This is a genomic window from Gordonia sp. (in: high G+C Gram-positive bacteria), from assembly GCF_047606305.1.
Taxonomy (GTDB): domain Bacteria; phylum Actinomycetota; class Actinomycetes; order Mycobacteriales; family Mycobacteriaceae; genus Gordonia.
In genome coordinates this window covers 1-15519 of the sequence record NZ_JASGER010000037.1, presented here as the reverse complement: position 1 = coordinate 15519, position 15519 = coordinate 1, and the positions used below count along the sequence as shown (strand labels likewise).

At 70.8% G+C, this 15519-nt stretch carries 15 protein-coding genes and 1 rRNA gene; 8 read left to right on the top strand and 8 right to left on the bottom strand.

Annotated elements, in window-relative coordinates; translation table 11 throughout:
- A 5S ribosomal RNA gene (gene rrf, locus QM634_RS05890) occupies nucleotides 1-117 on the top strand.
- A 55-nt stretch (nucleotides 118-172) separates the two neighbouring features.
- Here the strand turns inward: rrf and QM634_RS05885 are convergent.
- Entirely contained in the window at nucleotides 173-1672 is a 1500-nt protein-coding gene (locus tag QM634_RS05885) for an NAD-dependent succinate-semialdehyde dehydrogenase (protein ID WP_415041838.1), read from the bottom strand.
- A complete protein-coding gene (locus tag QM634_RS05880; RefSeq protein ID WP_415041837.1) occupies nucleotides 1665-2537 on the bottom strand; it encodes a universal stress protein in 873 nt (290 codons plus the stop codon). The genes QM634_RS05885 and QM634_RS05880 overlap by 8 nt, the downstream gene beginning before the upstream one ends.
- A gap of 18 nt (nucleotides 2538-2555) precedes the next feature.
- Between QM634_RS05880 and nucS the strand changes: the two genes are divergently transcribed.
- A complete protein-coding gene (gene nucS, locus QM634_RS05875) occupies nucleotides 2556-3239 on the top strand; it encodes an endonuclease NucS (RefSeq protein WP_415041836.1) in 684 nt (227 codons plus the stop codon).
- Here the strand turns inward: nucS and QM634_RS05870 are convergent.
- Nucleotides 3236-4237, bottom strand: coding sequence for a hypothetical protein (locus QM634_RS05870; RefSeq protein WP_415041835.1), 1002 nt, complete (start codon nucleotides 4235-4237; stop codon nucleotides 3236-3238). The genes nucS and QM634_RS05870 overlap by 4 nt on opposite strands.
- Nucleotides 4238-4336: 99 nt before the next feature.
- Here QM634_RS05870 and QM634_RS05865 point away from each other — a divergent pair, with 99 nt between their 5' ends.
- From QM634_RS05865 to QM634_RS05855, 3 genes are read left to right on the top strand one after another with little or no spacing between them, the layout of a single operon-like run.
- Entirely contained in the window at nucleotides 4337-5527 is a 1191-nt protein-coding gene (locus QM634_RS05865; protein WP_415041834.1) for an acetyl-CoA C-acetyltransferase, read from the top strand.
- Nucleotides 5528-5532: 5 nt separating this feature from the next.
- Complete coding sequence (locus tag QM634_RS05860) at nucleotides 5533-5913, top strand: DUF3817 domain-containing protein (protein WP_415041833.1); 381 nt, start codon at nucleotides 5533-5535, stop codon at nucleotides 5911-5913.
- Between the two features lie 50 nt (nucleotides 5914-5963).
- Complete coding sequence (locus QM634_RS05855) at nucleotides 5964-6872, top strand: tetratricopeptide repeat protein (RefSeq protein ID WP_415041840.1); 909 nt, start codon at nucleotides 5964-5966, stop codon at nucleotides 6870-6872.
- Between the two features lie 126 nt (nucleotides 6873-6998).
- Here the strand turns inward: QM634_RS05855 and QM634_RS05850 are convergent, their stop codons facing one another.
- From QM634_RS05850 to QM634_RS05830, 5 genes are all read right to left on the bottom strand, one after another.
- Nucleotides 6999-7430, bottom strand: coding sequence for a nuclear transport factor 2 family protein (locus tag QM634_RS05850; RefSeq protein WP_415041832.1), 432 nt, complete (start codon nucleotides 7428-7430; stop codon nucleotides 6999-7001).
- Between the two features lie 163 nt (nucleotides 7431-7593).
- The gene (gene glgB / locus QM634_RS05845; RefSeq protein WP_415041831.1) at nucleotides 7594-9813 is read right to left on the bottom strand and encodes a 1,4-alpha-glucan branching protein GlgB; all 2220 of its coding nucleotides are present in this window, start codon (nucleotides 9811-9813) and stop codon (nucleotides 7594-7596) included.
- On the bottom strand, nucleotides 9810-10709 hold the full coding sequence (locus QM634_RS05840; protein ID WP_415041830.1) for a lysostaphin resistance A-like protein: 900 nt from the start codon (nucleotides 10707-10709) through the stop codon (nucleotides 9810-9812). The genes glgB and QM634_RS05840 overlap by 4 nt, the downstream gene beginning before the upstream one ends.
- Nucleotides 10706-12766: an ATP-dependent DNA helicase gene (locus tag QM634_RS05835; protein ID WP_415041829.1), complete on the bottom strand. Its 2061-nt coding sequence runs from the start codon at nucleotides 12764-12766 to the stop codon at nucleotides 10706-10708. Before QM634_RS05835 ends, QM634_RS05840 begins: the two co-directional genes overlap by 4 nt.
- Nucleotides 12756-14057: a nicotinate phosphoribosyltransferase gene (locus QM634_RS05830; protein WP_415041828.1), complete on the bottom strand. Its 1302-nt coding sequence runs from the start codon at nucleotides 14055-14057 to the stop codon at nucleotides 12756-12758. Before QM634_RS05830 ends, QM634_RS05835 begins: the two co-directional genes overlap by 11 nt.
- Nucleotides 14058-14075: 18 nt before the next feature.
- Between QM634_RS05830 and clpS the strand changes: the two genes are divergently transcribed.
- The 3 genes from clpS to QM634_RS05815 form a co-directional block, all read left to right on the top strand.
- Nucleotides 14076-14393, top strand: a complete 318-nt coding sequence (gene clpS, locus QM634_RS05825) for an ATP-dependent Clp protease adapter ClpS (RefSeq protein WP_415041827.1) — start codon at nucleotides 14076-14078, stop codon at nucleotides 14391-14393.
- 11 nt (nucleotides 14394-14404) lie between these two features.
- Nucleotides 14405-14983, top strand: a complete 579-nt coding sequence (locus QM634_RS05820) for a DUF2017 domain-containing protein (RefSeq protein ID WP_415041839.1) — start codon at nucleotides 14405-14407, stop codon at nucleotides 14981-14983.
- Nucleotides 14980-15519: P1 family peptidase (locus QM634_RS05815; protein WP_415041826.1), on the top strand; the 540-nt coding region annotated here is incomplete at its 3' end. The genes QM634_RS05820 and QM634_RS05815, both read left to right, overlap by 4 nt.

Here is a 15519-nt window from a genome sequence, read left to right as displayed (position 1 = left end):
TACGGCGGCAATAGCGGAGGGGAAACGCCCGGCCCCATTCCGAACCCGGAAGCTAAGCCCTCCAGCGCCAATGGTACTGCACCCTAGTCAGTGTGGGAGAGTAGGACACCGCCGAACACAATTTACAAAGCACCCCCGGATTAGCCTCCGGGGGTGCTTTGCCATGTCTGGATCAGGTCGTTACCGGCGGCAAGGCGATGTATTTGGTGTCGAGGTATTCCTCGATGCCCTCACTGCCACCCTCGGAGCCGATTCCTGATTGTTTGATCCCGCCGAACGGCGCCGCCGGATCGGAGATGATTCCCCGATTGATCCCGACCATCCCGGTTTCAAGCGCGGAACCCACCCTCATGCAGCGGTCCAGCCCGCCGGCGTAGAAGTAGGCGGCCAGTCCGTACGGGGTCGAGTTGGCCAGGTCGATGCCCTCCTCCTCGTCGTCGAACCCGGTGATGGCGGCGACGGGTCCGAAGATCTCGTCGGTGCTGATCGCCGCGCTCGGTGCGACGTCGGACAGAACGGTGGCCGGATAGTAGAAGCCCGGATCGTCGGCGAGGCCGGCGGCGGCATCGGGTCCGCCGCACCGCACGGTGGCGCCGGCCGCAATTGCGTCATCGACGAGCGTCGCGATCCGGTCCCGCTGCTTGGCGTTGATCATCGGGCCGAGAGTCGTCCCCTCCGCCCATCCCGGTCCCAGACGCATGGCGTCGAACCGCTTGACCAGGTCCGCGGTGAACTCCTCGCGCACCGAGTTCTGCACCAGGATCCGGTTGGCCGCGGTGCACGCCTGCCCGCCGTTGCGGAGCTTGGCGGCCATGGCGCCGTCGACGGCCGCGTCGAGATCGGCGTCGTCGAAGACGAGGAACGGAGCGTTGCCACCCAACTCCATGGAGGTGCGCAGGACTTGGTCGGCCGCTGCACCCAGCAGAGTCTTGCCCACCGCCGTGGACCCGGTGAAGGAGAGCTTGCGCAGTCGGGGATCGCTCAGTGCGGCGTCGGAGACGGGTGCCGGCGTCGAGGTGGGCAGGACACCGAGCACGCCGGGCGGCAGCCCTGCCTCGGCGAAGACCTGGGCGAGCAGGAGCATGGTCAGCGGTGTGTCCTCGGCGGGTTTGACGATCATCGTCGCGCCGGCGGCCAGGGCGGGCCCGATCTTCCGCGTCCCCATGGCGAGGGGGAAGTTCCACGGGGTGATCGCCAAGCAGGTGCCGACCGGTTGCTTCACGACCACGATCTGGCCGTTGCCGCTCGGGGCGCCCGTCGTGCGGCCGTTGATGCGCACGGCCTCCTCGGCGAACCAGCGGAGGAACTCCGCCCCGTAGGAAACCTCGCTGCGGCTGTCACCCAACGACTTGCCCATTTCCAGCGTCATGAGCAGGGCGAAGTCCTCGGCGCGCTCGATGACCGTGGCAAATGCGCGTGCGAGGACGGTCGACCGCTCGCGGGGCGGGGTGCGTGCCCACGCCGGAGCGGCGCGCTCAGCGGCGTCGAGGGCGCGCAGCACGTCGTCGGCACCAGCGTCGGCGACCGAGGCCAGCGGAGACCCGGTGGCCGGGTCGAGGACGTCGAAGCGCTTGCCGCTGTGCGCGTCGACGGAGTCGCCGTCGATCCAGAGACCGCCGGGGACCTGCGCCAACAGTCTTGCGGCCCCGTCGGGCAGGCCGACCTCAGGCATCGGTGGATCCCTCGGTCATCTCGCCCGGGGAGGGGAGGACCGCGACCGGCACCGAGAGCACGCGGAGCATCTTGGCGGCAGTCGCGCCCAGGAAGATGCGTGCGGGTGCGGCCAGACGGCTCGAGCCGACCATCAGCAGGTCGCCGTCGTGCCACTCGAGCTGGGTGATGGCATCCTCGACCGTCGGTCCGTGTGCGATGGCACTGGTGACCTCCACCCCGTCGGGCAGGCGCTCCTGCGCGGTGTGCAGGACCTTCTCGACGTGGGCCACCGCACGCGCCTGGGCGTCGGGATCGGCGCCGCCGGTGGGAAGTTGTTCGAGCGCGACCAGTGAGATCAGGCGCAGGGGCACCCGGGCCCGCTGAGCGGCGGTGATCGCGAAGTTGAGGAGGCCGACGGCACCGGCGCGGGTGCCCAGGGCGCAGGTGATCTGTGTCGTCGTCGACACCGCCGAGTTCCGAATTCCGCGCGGGGCGAGTACCACGGGCAGCGGAGAGGACCGGAGCAGGTCGTTCACCACGCTGCCGAGGGAGTGGCTGCCGACGATCCCGCCGCCCGACCCGCCGACGACGATGAGGACGGCTCCGGTGCGCTGCGCCTCGGCGATGATGCCGGCGGCGATGGAATCGTGGAAGGCGACGTGGGCCTCGGAACGGACGTCGGGGACCAGGGCGCGCGCGTCGTCGAGCCAGTCTGTCGCCTGTTCGCGCACGACCTCGGCCAGACCCGGGTCGGCACCCTGGTGCTCGCCGGGCGCGATCAGCCCGATGTCGAGCTCGGCGCCCACCGTTCGCGCCAGTCGACCGGCGAGCATCACCGCGTCGGCGCCGCCATCGTTGGCCAGATAGGCGACGAAGATTCTCATGTGTCTAAGCTAGCCGGTGTGCGTCTGGTCGTAGCGGAATGTCAGGTCGATTACGCGGGCAGGTTGACCGCCCACCTGCCGATGGCCCGTCGTCTGCTCCTCATCAAATCCGACGGATCGGTCAGCGTCCACGCCGACGATCGCGCGTACAAGCCACTCAACTGGATGAGTCCGCCGTGTTGGCTCGCCGAAGAGGAGGTTCCCGACGACGTCGACGCGCAAGCGGTCTGGGTCGTCACGAACAAGGCCGGCGAACAGCTGCGCATCACCATCGCGGAGATCGAGCACGATTCGAGCCACGAGCTGGGCGTCGACCCCGGACTGGTCAAGGACGGTGTCGAGGCGCATCTGCAGGAGTTGTTGGCCGAGCACGTGGAGACCCTGGGGCCCGGTTACACCCTCGTGCGCCGCGAATACCCGACCGCGATCGGCCCCGTCGACCTGCTGTGCCGCGACGCGGACGGCGCGACCGTGGCGGTCGAGATCAAGCGGCGCGGGGAGATCGACGGGGTCGAGCAGTTGACGCGCTACCTGGAGCTGCTGAACCGCGATGCCACACTGGCGCCGGTGTCGGGGGTGTTCGCCGCCCAGCAAATCAAGCCGCAGGCACAGACGCTGGCGACCGATCGGGGAATTCGCTGCCTGATCCTCGACTACGACGAGCTGCGCGGCATCGAGAGCACCGAGTTCCGGCTCTTCTAGTCGGCGCGGGCCGCGACCGGCGCCGCCTTGCTCGGCTTGACCGAGCCCCGGGTGGACGGGGTTACCGCGCTCGGTCCGCTCGCACGCTGTTCGAGCAGCGCCTGCTCCTCTTCTGCGGTCCGGTCGGCGACCTGGTCGAGCTCGTCGATGGAAAGCGCCGGTGCCGTGGCGAGGTGGTCGGCGAGGGCCGTCAGCCGGCTGACCGCCTCGCGATGGGCGGTGCGGGTCTGATCGGCGATCTCGCGGATCCGCGCGAGACGTTCGGCGGCCAGATCGCCCGCGGCCTGCCGGGTGCGCGCGGCATCGGATTCGGCCTCGGTGAGGGTCTTCTTCGCCTGCGCCTCGCTCTCGGCCTTGAGCTTCTCGGCCGCCGCCTCGCTGTCGGCGGTCAGCTTGGCCGCGGCGGCCTCGCTGTCGGCGGTCAGCTTGGCGGCTTTCTGTTCCGCCTCGGCGGTCACCTTCTTGGCCTGCTCGCGCGCCGTTTCGACGACGTTCTTCGCCTGCTCCTCGGCGTCGGCGGTGAGCTTGGCCGCCTTTTTGGTGGCGCCCTTCTCCTGATCGTCGAGTTTCTTCGCACGGGCCAGCAGCTCGTCGCTCGCGGTCTTGTGGGCGGCGAGCGCCTCGGCATGCGCGGCCTGTGCGGTCTGCTGCGCCACCGACAGGATCTCGTCGGCCTCCGCCTGGGCGTTGGCGCGGATCTCCGAGGCCTCGTCGGAGGCGAGCTGAAGCATGCGCGAGAGCCGTTCGCTCATGCCGGCGGCGGTCGTCGGCGGCACGGACAGCTTGTCGACCTCGCGGCGCAGGCGTTCGATCTCCTCGCGCGCCTGCTCGAGGTGTGTCGTCAGCTCTTGGGCGTGCGCCACCGCCGAGTCGCGATCGGTCGCGAGCAGGTGCATCTCGGAGTTCAGCCGCTGCAGTTGCCCGTCCACGGCGGCGCGGTCGTAGCCGCCACGACGGACGACGGGGAAGGGCACGGGACGGTCACCGGATTCGGCCATGGTGCGAAGTCTAATCGGCAGCCGTCGATGGTTCGACCGGTTGGGGCTCGCTCGCGGCGCCACGGTAGCGTGGTGCGGTAGCCGAATTCAGGAGTATCCATGTCTGAACCATCCGTCATCGTCGCGGGCGCGCGCACGCCGTTCGGCCGCCTGCTGGGCTCGCTGAAGGACTTCAGCGCCGTCGACCTGGGCGCCATCGCCATCAAGGGCGCGCTGGACCGTGCGGGCATCCCGGCGTCCGAGGTCGACTACGTGATCATGGGCCAGGTGCTCACCGCCGGTGCCGGCCAGATGCCGGCGCGCCAGGCAGCGGTGAAGGCGGGCATCGGGTGGGACGTCCCGGCGCTGTCGATCAACAAGATGTGCCTGTCGGGCATCGACGCCATCGCACTGGCCGATCAGCTGATCCGCGCCGGCGAGTTCGACTGCGTCGTCGCCGGCGGCCAGGAGTCGATGACCCAGGCCCCGCACCTCCTGCCGGGCAGCCGCACCGGCTTCAAGTACGGCCCGACCGAGCTGGTCGACCACATGGCCTTCGACGGCCTGCACGACGCCTTCACCGATCAGCCGATGGGCGGGCTCACCGAGGACCACAACGACACCGACGGCTTCACCCGCGAGCAGCAGGACGAGATCGCGGCGCGCAGCCACCGGTTGGCCGCCGAGGCGGGTCAGAAGGGCGTCTTCGCCGAGGAGATCGTCCCGGTGCCGATCCCGCAGCGCAAGGGTGACCCGGTCGAGTTCTCCGTCGACGAGGGCGTGCGCGCCGACACCACGGTCGAGAGCTTGGGCGCGCTGCGCGCGGCCTTCCGCAAGGGCGGCACGATCACCGCGGGCAACGCGTCGCAGATATCCGACGGCGCGTGTGCGGTCGTCGTGATGAGCAAGGCCAAGGCGAAGGAGCTCGGTGTGGACTGGCTCGCCGAGATCGGGCCGCACGGCGTCGTCGCCGGCCCCGATTCGAGTCTGCAGGAGCAGCCGGCCAATGCCATCGCGAAGGCCTGTGACCGGGCCGGGATCTCGCCGGCAGACCTGGACGTCGTCGAGATCAACGAAGCCTTCGCCGCCGTCGGGCTGGCGTCGACCCGGAAGCTGGGCATCGATCCGGAGAAGGTCAACGTCAACGGCGGGGCCATCGCACTCGGACACCCGATCGGCACCTCCGGTGCCCGCATCACCCTGCACCTCGCGCTGGAGCTCAAGCGGCGCGGCGGCGGAGTCGGCGCGGCGGCACTGTGTGGAGCCGGCGGCCAGGGCGACGCCCTGATCATCACCGTGCCGAAGGCGTGATCGCGGTGACGTCCTTCTTCGATCTGTCCACGCCGGCCAAGCGCTTCCGCTTCGTCGCGGTCGCCGAGGCGGTGACCTGGGCCGCGCTGCTCGTCGCGATGTACTTCAAGTGGGTCAAAGGGCACGAGGAGGCGGTTCGCATCCCCGGCATGGTGCACGGCATCGTGTTCCTGGCCTTCGTCGCGCTCTCCTTCCTCACCGCCTACGCGCTCAAGTGGAATCTCGTGGTCCTCGGCCTCGCGGTGGTGTCCTCGTTGCCGCCGTTCGGCACGCTCGTCTTCGAATGGTGGGCCCGCCGCAACGGCCATCTGGCCGAGTTGTCCGATGAGATCGGCGCCAATCGCGACGGCGACGGTCCGCGCGCGCATGACAAAATAGACGTGTGAGCAGACCAGTCAACCGTCAGCAGGCGGCCGCCCGCCAACAGCAGGCAGCCGTGGCCATGTCCGGCGCCGTCGACCTGTCCGCGCTGAAGGACCGGGCCGAGGCCCAGCGCCAGGCGCCGCCGGCGCCGACCGGGGGAGCCGCGGCCGGTGGCGCGCCGCCGTCGTCGAACGGTGCGGTGATCGAGGTGACCGAGGCGACGTTCGAGGCCGAGGTCATCAACCGTTCCATGAGCCAGCTCGTCGTCGTCGACCTGTGGGCGACGTGGTGCGAACCGTGTAAGCAACTGTCGCCGGTCCTCGAGTCGATGGCGGCGCAGTCCGGTGGGCGGTGGGTGCTGGCCAAGGTCGACGTCGACGCCAATCCGCGGATCGCGCAGGCCTTCCGGGCCCAATCGATCCCGATGGTCGTCGCCCTGGCTCAGGGGCAGCCCGTGTCCGTCTTCACCGGGGTCAAGCCGCAGGCGGAGATCCAGGCCTGGATCGACGAGATCTTCGCGAAGGTCGGTGCCGCGCTGCCTGACCAGGGCCCCGGCGCACCCGAGGTCGAGGAGCCCGCCGACCCGAGGATGGTCGCAGCCGAGGAGAAGCTCGACGCGGGCGACGTCGACGGTGCCCTCGCCGACTACCGGGCCATAGCCGAGGCCGAGCCGAACAACGCCGAAGCGGCCTCGCTGGTGCGGAACCTGACGTTCGTGTCCCGAGCCGCCAAGCACCCGTCGTCGATCGTCGAGACCGCCGAGCCGGGCGATGTGGACGCCCAGCTCGCTGCCGCCGACGTCGAGCTGTTCAACCAGCAGCCCGAGGCGGCCTTCAACCGCCTCATCGACTGTGTGAAGGCGACGCAGGACGAGGAGCGCGCCCGCGTGCGGGCCCGCCTGTTGGAGCTCTTCGAGCTCTACGAGCCGAGCGAGCCGGTCGTCGTGGCCGCGCGTCGCAAGCTCGCCTCGGCCCTGTTCTAGCCATCCGCCGAGCGTGCCCAGTTTCTCGCCGAGCGTGCCCAGTTTCTCGTCGAGCGTGCCCAGAAATCCGTCGAGTGTGCCCAGAAGTCCGTCGTCGAGTGTGCCCAGAAGTCCGTCGAGTGGGTTCTAGACAATGCCGTGCTCGCGGAGCGCGGACTGCTCGTCTCCCGTGATCCAGCCGAAGACCACAGCGCCCGCATCGCGGAGCTGCACGAGGTAGTTCACTGCGAAGTCGATCGTGACATCGGGAGAGTCGCCGCGGTCGTACTCGGCGGACCAGGAGACCTTTGCGACGCAGTGAAGTTCGTCAATGGGTGTCACGGTGACATGGTCGATCGCCATGCGCTTGGTGCCGATTGATCGGTAGTTCACGAAGCCCTGCGCCAGGACTTCCCGGTATTCGGCGTCGTTGCGCGCGGTGCGGACGCCCGACGGCCCCGCACCGATGACTTCGTCGGCGTAGCAGCGGGCGAGCGCCTCGCTGTCGATGTGTCCGGCGAGTGCCTCGTTGGTCAGGCGCTCGTAGGTGTCGAAGAGTCGTCGAACAGCGGCTTGCACGACGCAGATCCTATCGGCGCCGACTGCCCACTCGGCAAGAAACTGGGCACGCTCGGCGAAAGTCTGGGCACACTCGACGAGAAACTGGGCACGCTCGACGAGAAACTGGGCACGCTCGACGAGAAACTGGGCACGCTCGGCGAAAATCTGCGCACACTCGGCGTTATCGGTGGTCGGGCTCGAGCTCGAGCCAGACCGTCGCGTTGGCGGCGAGGGGGAGCGCGATCGACGTCGCACGACCCTGCCAGGGGATCGCGGCGGTCGTGAAGACCTCGCCGACCTTCGCCGACGGTGACGGTCCCGAGCCGTAGCGCTCGTCGTCGCTGTCGAGCACGACCCGCCACCGCCCGGGGACGGGCAGGCCGACGCGGTACTCGGCAAAGGGATCGGGTGCGACGTTGAACAGGCACACGATCATCGCCCGGTCGGCCCGTCGACAGAACCCGAAGACGGGTGAGGAGGCGTCGTCGCCGGCGGAGATCCACTCGTAGCCCTCGGGCTCGGTGTCGTGCCGGTGCAGCGCCGGACTGGACCGCGTCAGCGCGTTCAGGTCGCGGACGAGCAGGGCGATGCCGCGGTGCAGCGCCACATCGGGGGCGCCGACGTCCAGCTCGTGCCAGTCGACACCCCGCTCGTCGGCCCATTCCGCGGTCTGACCGAACTCCTGGCCCATGAACAGCAGCGGCTTGCCCGGGTGGCACCACTGGTAGCAGAGGAAGAAGCGCACCGCGCGCGCCTTCGCGTCGGCGCCGCCGGGCATGCGCGTCCAGAGCGTGCCCTTCTCGTGCACGACCTCGTCGTGGGACAGCGGCAGCACGAACTGCTCGTTGAAGGCGTACATCAGCGAGAAGGTGATCTCGTGGTGGTGGAAGGAGCGATCGGCGGCGTCGCGGGCCAGGAAGGCGAGGGTGTCGTGCATCCAGCCCATGTTCCATTTGAGGGAGAACCCGAGTCCGCCGGCGGCCGTCGACCGGGTCACACCCGGCCACGACGTCGACTCCTCGGCGATCGTGAGCACCCCCGGGTGGGCGCGGTGGACAGCGTCGTTGAGTTCGCGCAGGAGGGTGACGGCCTCCAGGTTCTCCAGTCCGCCGTGGATGTTGGGGGTCCACTGGCCGGGGCCGCGCGAGTAGTCCAGGTAGAGCATCGACGCGACGGCGTCGACGCGGAGCCCGTCGAGGTGGAACTCTTCGAGCCAGTACAGGGCGTTGGCGATGAGGAACCCGGCGACCTCGCGGCGGCCGTAGTCGAAGATCAGCGTGCCCCAGTCGGGGTGATCGCCGCGCTGCGGATCGGCGTGCTCGTACGTCGGCGACCCGTCGAAGTGGGCCAGCGCCCACTCGTCGCGCGGGAAGTGCGCGGGCACCCAGTCCATCAGCACCCCGATGCCGCGCCGGTGCAGCTCGTCGACGAGGCACCGGAAGTCGTCGGGGGTGCCGAGCCGCGCGGTCGGCGCGAAGTAGGAGGTGACCTGGTAGCCCCATGACCCGCCGTAGGGGTGTTCGGCGACCGGCAGCAGCTCGACGTGGGTGAATCCCTGCTCGGTGACGTAGTCGGCCAGCTCGACCGCCAGCTCGCGGTAGCCGAGCCCGGGTCGCCAGGACGGCAGGTGGACCTCGTAGACGGTCAGCGGCGCGCTCACCGGGTCCACCGCCGCGCGTCGGCGCACCCAGTCGCCGTCGTGCCACGCGTAGTCGGTGTCGGCGACGATCACCGACGCGGTCGCCGGTGGTCGCTCGGCCCGTCGCGCCATGGGATCGGCCTTGTCGACGACCGTTCCGTCGGCGCCGTGCACGCGGAACTTGTAGAGCTCGCCGGCGCGCACCCCGGGCAGGAAGACCTCCCAGACACCGCTGTCGCCCAGTCGGCGCATCGGCGCCAGGCGACCCTCCCACCCCTCGAAATCCCCGACGACCCGCACCCCCCGGGCGGCGGGGGCCCAGACGGTGAAGGCCGTGCCGGGCACGCCGTCGACGGTGCGCACGCGCGCACCGAGAACCTCCCACAGACGGCGGTGGACACCGGTGGAGATCAGGGCGAGGTCGTCGGGGCCGATCGTCGGCGCGAAGCGGTAGGGGTCGGCGACGGTGAACTCGCGGTCCGGATCGGGGTACCGCACGCGGTAGTCGTAGTCGGGGAGGGCGGTGCCCGCGGCGGCGACGGTGCAGACCCAGAGGCCCTCGACCTGTTCGGCCATCGGGTGCTCGGTGCCGTCGACCACGGCGCTGACCGCCGACGCCCGTGGTCGTAACACCCGCAGCGCCACCCGGTCGGGGGCGATCCGATGGGCGCCGAGGACGGCGTGGGGATCGGCAAGGGTGCCGGCGGCGAGTGCGGCGAGGTCGCCGGGGCTCAAGCCCGGGTTGGCACCCGAGGCGCTCATGCCGGCAGCCGGTCGGGTGCGGCGGTGAGACGTCGCCGGGGCAGCATGCATCCGCGGCGTTGGGCGAGGACCAGGAAACCGAGGCCCAGTGCGAGCGCGAGTGCGACGAGCACCACCGACCCTTCGATGCCCATGCTCCCGCCCGACAACCAGGCGGGGCCGGTGAGTTCGGACTCGATCAGCCCCCGGCCGCTGCCGACGCCGGAGACGTTGATGCCGAACACCCCCGACTGCACGGCGTTCCACGACAGGTGGATGCCGATGGGGAGCCACAGTCGACGGGTGAAGAGATAGGCGCCGCACAGGAGCGGACCGGCGGCCAGCACGATGGCGACCGCCCCCCACACCGTGGCCTGCGGATTGCCGAGGTGGACCGCGCCGAACAGCAGCGACACGACGATCGTCGCCGGCCACGAGCCGAACCGCTTGTCCAGGAGGCGGAGCAGGAATCCGCGGAAGAAGATCTCCTCGGCGAAGGCTGCTCCGACGCCGATCATCAGGCCGACACCGATCCCGCTGCCCAGCCCCACGTCGACGACTCGGTACGACCCGACCGCGGCCAGCACGCCGACGGCCAGGCACATGGTGGCGGCGCCGAGCACCAGGCCCAGACCGAACTCCCGCGTGGCACCGGGGCCGCGCAGCTCGTAGGCGGGGCGACCGGTGAGCCGGGGGACCACCGCGAGGAAACCCGCGATCGAGAGGAGGGCGGCGACGGCCAGCCCGGCCATCGTGCCTTGTGCGGAGACGGCGAAGAGGCCGGCGACGAACCCGGCCGCGAGCTGCGCGACCGCGTAGATCACGATGCCGGCCAGCAGCTGCCACCAGGGTCGGGGCTCGGGTCGCAGCAGGTCGTCGCGCCGGGCGACCGGGAACGCGGCGGACGGGGCCGTCACGACGTCAACCGGTCGAGGGCGCCGAGCACCGTGGCGGTGTCGGTGGTGCGCCAGAACGGTGGGAGCGAGGCCACCAGGTAGTTCCCGTAGCGGGCCGTGGCGAGCCGGGAGTCCAGCACGGCCACGACGCCGCGGTCGGTCGTCGAGCGCAACAGGCGTCCGGCGCCCTGTGCGAGCAGCAGCGCGGCGTGATTGGCCGACACCGACATGAACCCGTTGCCGCCGGCGGCCTCGACCGCACGGGTGCGGGCCGCCGAGAGCGGGTCGTCGGGCCGCGGGAAGGGAATCCGGTCGATGACCACCAGCGAGAGCGAGTCGCCGGGCACATCGACCCCCTGCCACAGCGACAGTGTGCCGAACAGACAGGTTTGCGGCTCCTCGCTGAAGCGGCGCACCAGCGCCGACGTGGAGTCCTCGCCCTGGCACAAGATGGTGTGGTCGGTGCGCTCGCGCAGCTCGTCGGCGGCCTCGCGAGCCGCGCGCATCGACGAGAACAGACCCAGGGTCCGCCCGTGTGCGGCGGTGATCAGCGCGTCCAACTCGGCGAGCATCTCCTCGCCCACGCCGCTGCGACCGGGGGCGGGCAGGTGCTTGGCGAGGTAGAGGATCGCCGAGCGCGGGTAGTCGAAGGGCGACCCGACGTCGACGCCCCGCCAGCGCAGCACCTCGTCGTCGGCGGGCACCGCCTTGCCGGACGCCGTGACGTCGCCGGTCGTCGCGCGCTCGGTGCGCGACAGGTTGCCCTCGATCGGCAGACCCCAGGTCGTCGCGAGCGCGTCGAAGGAACCGCCGACGACCAGCGTCGCCGAGGTGAGGATGACGGTCGAGTCGGCGAAGATGGATGCCCGCAGCAGACCGCCGACCGAGAGCGGGGCGATGCGCAGCACGCGGCGGGTCCCGGACTTGGTCTTCTCCTCGGCCAACCAGACGACATCGCGCCGTTTGGTGGCATCGGGCTCGTCGAAGGCGGTCAGGACGCGCACCGCGGCATCGTGGAGTTCGTCGAGCGCGGTGAGTGCCGCCGACCGGGCCGCGGCGGCATCGCCGTCGGAGTTGCCCGCCGCCCGCACCGGGCCGATTCCGCTGCGCGCCCGCCACAGCCGGTCACGCAGGCTCGCCAGCGCCGAGTCCCACCCGGTGGGCAGGGACGTCAGCAGGCGCGGGGAGGCCTCCTCGAGCAGTTGGTCGAGCAGTTCGCCGCCGCCGACCACGTCGTCGACGAGTTCCTCGTCGATCAGCTTGGCCGCGCGCCGGGCGGCGAGGGTGATCGACGCGGCGGACAACTCGTCAGTGGCCACCGAGGTGATGCGGTCGGTCAACTCGTGGGCCTCGTCGATGACCACGACGTCGTGCTCGGGCAGGATGGTTGCCGGCGACAACGCGTCGATGGCGAGCATCGCGTGGTTGGTGACCACGACGTCGGAGTGGGCCGCCTCCTCCTTGGCGCGCTCGGCGAAGCAGTCCTGCGCGAAGCCGCAGTTCGCCGCCCCCAGGCACTCCCGAGCGCTGACGCTGACCTGTCGCCACGACCGGTCGGACACGCCGGGGGACAGGTCGTCGCGGTCCCCGGTCTCGGTCTCCGACGCCCATTCGCGCAGCCGGGTCACCTCGCGGCCGGTGCGCGAGAGTTCGAAGGCGTCGAACAGCTCGGTGTCCGGCTCGTCGGCGACGCCGCCGTGGATCTTGTTCAGGCACAGGTAGTTCGAGCGGCCCTTGAGAATCGCGAAGGTCGGTTCCGAGCCCAACGGCTGCGCCAACGCCGGTGCCAGGCGCGGCAGGTCGCGCTCGATGAGCTGGCGTTGCAGCGCGATGGTCGCGGTCGAGACGACGACGGTCTTGCCGGACTCGGCGGCATGCGCGATGGCGGGCACCAGGTAGGCCAACGACTTGCCGGTGCCGGTTCCCGCCTGCACCGCGAGGTGTTCACCGGTGTCGATGGCGTGCGCGACGGCACTGGCCATGCGGACCTGGCCGTCGCGGGTCTGTCCGCCCAGCGCCTGCACCGCGACCGCGAGCAGATCGACGGTCGATGTCGCGGCCCGTGCCTCAGTAGGCATAGCGGGTCGGGATGGCCGGTTCGCCGTGCGAGAGTCCCAGCCCTTCCCAGGGGAGGGTCACCAGCGCCCGGCGCAGATGGTCGCGCGCATCGTCGAGGGAGGGCAGATCGTCGACGGGCTCGCCGCCGCGGACCAGCGGGATCTGCAATGGGGTCACGGTGTGGCCGGCCACCTCTGGTTCCGCGTCGCCGAGGCGGTAGAGCACCTCCTCGGTGACCGTTCCGGTGGGGCGGGCCACCCGCGCCGCGGCCTTCGCGCCGCCGTGCGACTCCTTGTGGCTCGACCGTTTGGCCACCGGGATGCCGTCGATCTCGACGAGCTTGTAGACCATCCCCGCCGTCGGTGCGCCGCTCCCGGTGACCAGCGAGGTCCCCACGCCGTAGAGGTCGACCGGCTCGGCCCGCAGCGACGCGATCGCGTATTCGTCGAGGTCGCCGGACACGACGATCTTGGTGCCGGTCGCGCCCAGCGAGTCGAGCTGGTCGCGGACCTGACGGGCCAGGATGCCCAGGTCGCCCGAGTCGATGCGGACCGCGCCCAGCTGCGGGCCGGCGGCCTCGATCGCGTGCTCGACGCCCGCGGTGATGTCGTAGGTGTCCACCAGCAGGGTGGTGCCGGTGCCCAGACGCTGCACCTGCGCGCGGAAGGCCCCGGTCTCGTCGGGGCCGTCGGGTCCGGTGAAGAGCAGGGTGAAGGCGTGCGCGGCGGTGCCGGCGCTGGGCACCCCGTAGCTGCGGGCCGCCTCCAGGTTGGACGTCGCGGTGACCCCGGCCAGGTAGGCCGCGCGGGCGCTGGCGACGGCGGCCCGCTCATGGGTCCGGCGCGAGCCCATCTCGATGACCGGGCGCGTCCCGGCCGCCGACACCATCCGCGACGCGGCCGAGGCGATGGCGCTGTCGTGGTTGAGGATCGACAGCACCAGCGTCTCCAACACCACCGCCTCGGCGAACGGTGCGCGCACGGTGAGGATGGGGGAGCCGGGGAAATAGAGCTCGCCCTCGCGGTAGCCGTCGATGTCGCCGGTGAAGCGGTAGTCGGCCAGCCAGGCGACGGTCTCGGGGTCGAGGAACCCCGACACCAGCGACAGTTCGTCCGGCGTGAACCGGAAGTCGGCGAGGGCCTCGAGCACCCGCCCGGTACCGCCGACGACGCCGTATCGCCGACCGTCCGGCAGACGCCGTGCGAAGACCTCGAAAACGCAGGGTCGGGCCGCCTGCGGGTGGGTGCGCGCCGCCGAGATCATCGTGAGCTCGTAATGATCGGTGAGCAGGGCTGTGCTTGGGCGGGTCACTCTCGTTACCCTAGTCTCATGTCCCCCGATCAAGGCGGCGGCGCGGCCGCGCCCGGAGGCGCGACCGTCGCGGAACCGGAGACGACGGTCGACGACCACGTCGACCGTCCGTGGGTGGCCATCGTCTGGGACGACCCGGTCAATCTGATGCCCTACGTGACGTACGTGTTCCAGAAGCTCTTCGGCTATCCGCGGGCCAAGGCGCACGAACTGATGCTCCAGGTCCACAACGAGGGCAAGGCCGTCGTCTCGTCGGGGTCGCGGGACGAGATGGAGGTCGACGTGCGCAAGCTGCACACGGCCGGGCTGTGGGCGACGATGCAGCGGGATTCATGAGCCAGCGTTACCTGTCGGGCTGGCGGCGCACCGGGTCGGGCGACGACGCGGTCTTCACCGCACACTGCACTGAGCACGAGTCGGAGCTGCTGCGCTCGATCGTCACCTCGATGTGCGAGCTCCTCACCGAACGGGCCGACTCCGCGCCCACCGACGACCTCGCCGATCTCACCGGTATCCGCTCCGGCCACTCGTCGGCCCCGCGCGACGCCACCCTCGGCCGCCTGCTGCCCGACTTCCACCGACCCGACCAGGACGACGAGATCGGCTGCGACGCGGTCAACGGGGACCTCAACGGCGCGCTGCGCAGCATGAACGAGCCGGTGATCATCGACGAGAAGCTGGCCGCCGCGCACTGCCTGCTCGACACCGTGCCCGCCGGCGGCGGGACGATCACGCTGACCGCCGGGCAGGCCGACCAGTGGCTGACCGCGATGAACGACGTCCGCCTCTCGCTCGGCGCGATGCTGGGCATCACCGAGGACACCCCCGAGGAGCTCGACGCCGACCATCCCTACGCGGCCCATCTGCACGTCTACCGCTGGCTGACCGAGCAGCAGTGGATCCTGGTCGAGGAGCTGATGGGGTGAGCGCCCCGTCAGCGCCGACCGGCGACCGGATCACCGATGTCGCCGGGATCGCCGTCGGGCACTGTCAACGGCTCGACGAGTCGGTGGTCGTCGGTACGCCGGAGGCCCCCGGCAGCGGCTGGGCCACCGGCACCACGGTGGTCACCGTGCCGTCCGGATCCTCGGTCGCCGTGGACGTGCGCGGGGGTGGTCCGGGCACCCGGGAGACCGACCTGCTCGACCCGTCGAACACCGTGCAGACCGCGCACGCCATCGTGTTGAGCGGGGGCAGTGCCTTCGGTTTGGCCGCGGCCGACGGGGTGATGCGCGGACTCGAGGACCAGGGCATCGGGCTGCCGATGGACGCGCAGGGCCACGTCGTCCCGATCGTCGCGGGCGCGGTGATCTTCGACCTGCTGGTCGGGGACTGGGGCGCGCGACCCGACGCTGGATTCGGCGCCGCGGCCCTTGCCGACGCCGCCGCGGACTTCGCGACCGGCACCGTCGGTGCCGGTACCGGGGCGCGCGCGGGTGCGCTCAAGGGCGGCGTCGGGACC

Excerpts from the sequence above, each read along its gene's own strand:
- QM634_RS05885 (WP_415041838.1), bottom strand. The coding sequence starts at position 1,672 with ATGCCTGAGGTCGGCCTGCCCGACGGGGCCGCAAGACTGTTGGCGCAG.
- QM634_RS05880 (WP_415041837.1), bottom strand. The coding sequence starts at position 2,537 with ATGAGAATCTTCGTCGCCTATCTGGCCAACGATGGCGGCGCCGACGCG.
- QM634_RS05870 (WP_415041835.1), bottom strand. The coding sequence starts at position 4,237 with ATGGCCGAATCCGGTGACCGTCCCGTGCCCTTCCCCGTCGTCCGTCGT.
- QM634_RS05865 (WP_415041834.1), top strand. The coding sequence starts at position 4,337 with ATGTCTGAACCATCCGTCATCGTCGCGGGCGCGCGCACGCCGTTCGGC.
- glgB (WP_415041831.1), bottom strand. The coding sequence starts at position 9,813 with ATGAGCGCCTCGGGTGCCAACCCGGGCTTGAGCCCCGGCGACCTCGCC.
- QM634_RS05835 (WP_415041829.1), bottom strand. The coding sequence starts at position 12,766 with ATGCCTACTGAGGCACGGGCCGCGACATCGACCGTCGATCTGCTCGCG.
- clpS (WP_415041827.1), top strand. The coding sequence starts at position 14,076 with ATGTCCCCCGATCAAGGCGGCGGCGCGGCCGCGCCCGGAGGCGCGACC.